The organism is Pseudomonadota bacterium (genome assembly GCA_010028905.1).
GTDB lineage: Bacteria > Vulcanimicrobiota > Xenobia > RGZZ01 > RGZZ01 > RGZZ01.
The window spans coordinates 1-3,887 of the sequence record RGZZ01000473.1; the positions used below are offsets into that span (position 1 = coordinate 1).

1 protein-coding gene is annotated in these 3,887 nt (G+C 65.1%); it reads left to right on the forward strand.

All coding sequences use genetic code 11. The features are described from left to right. Positions 1-3,887, forward strand: a 3,887-nt coding sequence (locus EB084_21375) for a hypothetical protein (protein ID NDD30816.1), incomplete at both ends; no start/stop codon positions are given.

The window sequence follows — 3,887 nt, forward strand, 5'->3', positions numbered from 1 at the left end:
CGACATCCGGACCGAGGGCGTGCTGCTGTATCCGCGCTGGGCGTACTTCTCGGGCCCTCCCGCCGGCATCCTGGCGAACATCGACCGGAGCCTCACGAACCCGAGCCTCACCGCCGCTGTCCGAGCCAAGCTCGAAGCGCAGAAAGCAGGGGTTCTCGCCGAGTGGTCGGCACCGAAGAATCTCGCCGAGATCGACGTGACGCCGCGCTCGCCGTTCGTTCCCGTCGAGGCGGTGCAGGATTGGATCAACGATCTGAAGATCGACCCGAAGGGGGGCCGCCGAGTCTACCCGCCCTCTCTCCAAGACGCCTACGGACCGCTGCGGCTGAGCCGCGAGAACGACTTCCTGGTCTTCGAGCGGAACGAGGCGTACAAGAAGTTCGCGGAGTACGCCAAGGAGAACAAGATCGATCTCGCGCCGATCTACTGGCTGCTGGGCTACTGCAACCGCGCGTCGATGGTCGACAAGGTCAGCGTCGAAGATGACGGCGGGACCACGCCGGCGTACAAGACCGGGAAGACCGCCGACGGCAAGCGCGAGCATATCTCGCCGAAGATCGTGCTCGAAACCGACGAGAAGTACGTCAACCTGTTCCGCGAATGGCTCTCTGAGTCGAAGTGGGTCGATCAGGTCGAGTCCGAGTACAACACGCGATTCGCGCCGCGCATGATCTCGAAGATCCCGACGGTGCCGCTCTCGATCGCCGGCCAGAGCCCGTCGGTGGTTCTGCACCCGCACCAGAACCAGATCGTGCGCCGCTGCACGATGGGCGGGAAGACGCAGCCCTTCCTGTGGGCTGCGGACGTGGGCGCAGGGAAGACGTTCGCCGGCAGCGCGACGCTGCTCCGGTGGCGCCAGATCGGCGCTGCGCGTCGCCCCATCGCCGTCGTTCCGACGAGCGTGCTGGAGAAGTGGTACGCGGACGGCAAGCGCGCGTTCCCGAACGCGCGCATCGGCGTCATCGGGATCAATCCGGCCTCGGACACCTCTCCGCGGGCGCGTGAAGCTCTGGCGGTGATCGCTGACCTCAATGCGACCCTCGCCCGGTACGAGGGCGCGGACACCCCGGAGAAGTACGCGGTCCTTCACCGGAGCGTCGCGAAGCGCGAGGGCTGGGAGCAGCATCGCCAGGACCAGATCCAGAAGATCAACACGAAGATCGACGCGGCGACGCTGCGTTCCCTGGCGACGCGCCTCGATTCGCCGGACACCCGCCTGGAGAAGTGGCTCCGGTTCGCCGCCGGCGGCTACGACTACCTGATCTGCGGCATGGATGCGTTCTTCCGTGACGTGGAGCCGAGCCCCGAAGAAGTAGGCGAAGTGCTCCTCGGTCTGGCGTGGGCTCGCCGTGACAGCGCGAAGGAGGCCAACGAAATCCGGCGCCAGCTCGAACGGATCGCGCGTATGAAGCGCGACCTCGCGGCGTATACGGCCGCCACAACGCCAGAACTGTACAAGAGTCTGCACTCGAAGATCGCGGACACCCCCGAATGGAGCGATCACCGCGCGAAGCAGATCGCGGACCTGACTACCAAGATCGAAACCACCCAGGCAAGTGTGAGTCGCAAGATCAAGGAGATGGGCGGCCTCGGTACGCAGGCCGAGCTTGTGAAGATCCAGGCCGTGATCCGCGGGCTCGTCGATAGCCGGAAGTACCGCCCGAACGCGGGGAGTGACGAGGACACCGAACAGGCTGACGACGCGAAGGAAGTCAAAGACAACGAAGCCCGGCAGGCCGAAAGCGGGGACGAAACGCCGTCGGAAGAGGCGGAGGATACAACGGAAGTCGCGGAGGACGTGCAGAAGTCGGACGATACCTTCCAGCCGCTCCCGGGTCTCGTCATGTGGTCCGACCTCGGGATCGACGCGATCGTCGTGGACGAGGCGCACCGGTACAAGAACCTGTGGTTCCCGATCCAGAAGATCGAGTACGCGGGCAAGGGTCAGGACGGGATCTTTGTGGGTACGCGTCGTTCCTGGGATATGCTGATCAAGACGCGCCTGATTCACCGCAACGCGAACGGCGCGGGCGGCGTGCTGTTCCTGACCGCGACGCCGATGGTGAACAGCCCCTTGGAGCTGTACACCCTGATCGATATGGTAAACCCGCGCGTCTGGCAGGACACCGGGATCCACCACAAGGAAGCGTTCATCGAGCGCTATTGGGAGCTTGCGACCAAGAGCATCCTCCGGTCCAACGGCTACTTCGACGTAAAGCTGATTCTGAAGGGGTTCAAGAACGGCGACGAGATGATGGGCGTGATCTCGACCGTGTTCCAGCGGTTGTCGACCGCGGAGCTTATCGCCCAGGGCTGGATCAAGAACCTGCCCGACACGAAGCCGTACCGGCTCGACTTCGCCCGTGACGGCGCGCAGGTCGCCGTCATCAAGACGCTGGCGGCGATCTACGCAGGCTGGATCCCCAAGAAGGGCCAGGACCCGACCAAGCAGACCGCGGGATGCGGGATCGAGACGCAGATCGACCTGAACCTGTGGGTCGTCAACCCCGAAACGGGCGAGCCCGAGATCACCGATGTCAGCACGGCGTTCGAGGATCTGGACGAGAACTTCCCGAATGTCGCAGACATCGTCACGGACGAGGAAACGGAGTACGCGGCGAAGGGTGTCCTGAGTCTGATCTGGCAGAGCCTCGCCACGAAGGCGGCCATGAGCCCGATCCTGATCCTCGACTACGCAGAGCGGTCGGCCGACCGGATTCAAGACACGATGTACCGCGGCGGGCTGTGGAACCAGCACGACCTCTTGATCCAAGCGTGGGAAGCATCCGGAAAGAAAGGGCCCAAGCCGGACGTGCCGCGCACCCCGGCTGGGAAGCGGATCTCCCGCCCGAAGCGGACGGAGTACATTCGGGACGCCATCCTGACCGACCTGCTCCCCGCGTTGGGCCTCGACGAGATCCGGGCCTACTACCAGAAGAACCCGGTCATCCCGAAGATCGCCAAGCTCGCTCAGATCGTCGCGACGAACGTCGATCGCGCGCTGTTCATGGTTCCCGGGTTCCGCGACGAAAGCGCGCTGCCCCAGGTGCAGGCGGCGGTCGCGGACGCTATCCGGCTGGCGGGTCACGAGTACGCGGTGTTCGTGCAGATGCAGCCGGCGGCCGACAACACAACGTACACGGCCGTCGTCTCGGGTCCTCGGGTGCAGGTGCAGGCGGCTTGGGGGGCGCTCACCGCGCGCGGCGTCGCGGCGACGCCGGTCCAAGACCAGGGGCGGTGCGGCCACGTCGTATTCTGCGACTTCAAGATCCTGCACCCGCAGATCCTCAAGGCGATCGTCTCGGCCTCGCGCGGCGCGATCCCCGAGAACCGCATCGTGTTCCTGCCGGCGGACAAGGCCAAGCGGCTGCTCGTCTCGCAGGAGTTCAACGGATCTGCCACCACCCCGCCGAAGTACGACGTGGTGATCGGGTCGAGCGCGCTGATGTCCGAGGGCGTGGACCTCCAGCGGCGGTCCTGCGCCGTCCACCACCTCGACCTGCCGTGGGAGCCCGCGACCCTGCACCAGCGCAACGGGCGCGCCGTGCGGCAGGGAAACACGATGCACCTCGTCGACGTGATCTACTACCTCACGGAGAAGTCCTACGACGCGGTTCGCTTCGACAAGATCGCGAACAAGGGCGCGTGGTGGGAGAGCGTGTTCTCCGGGCAGCGGTCTACCTCGAACCCGGCCGCGGAGAAGTCGGACGAGCTGAACAACATCGACGAGATCATCCTCTCGATGGTGATCGAGGACCCGGAGATCCTGGCAATCTGCATCCAGGCGCTCCGCGACGCCGCGATGAAGCTCCGAATCTCGGAGTTGATCAAGAACGCGAATCGGGAATGGGTCGCGATCAATGGGCTGTTCGACCGCGCGCGGTCGA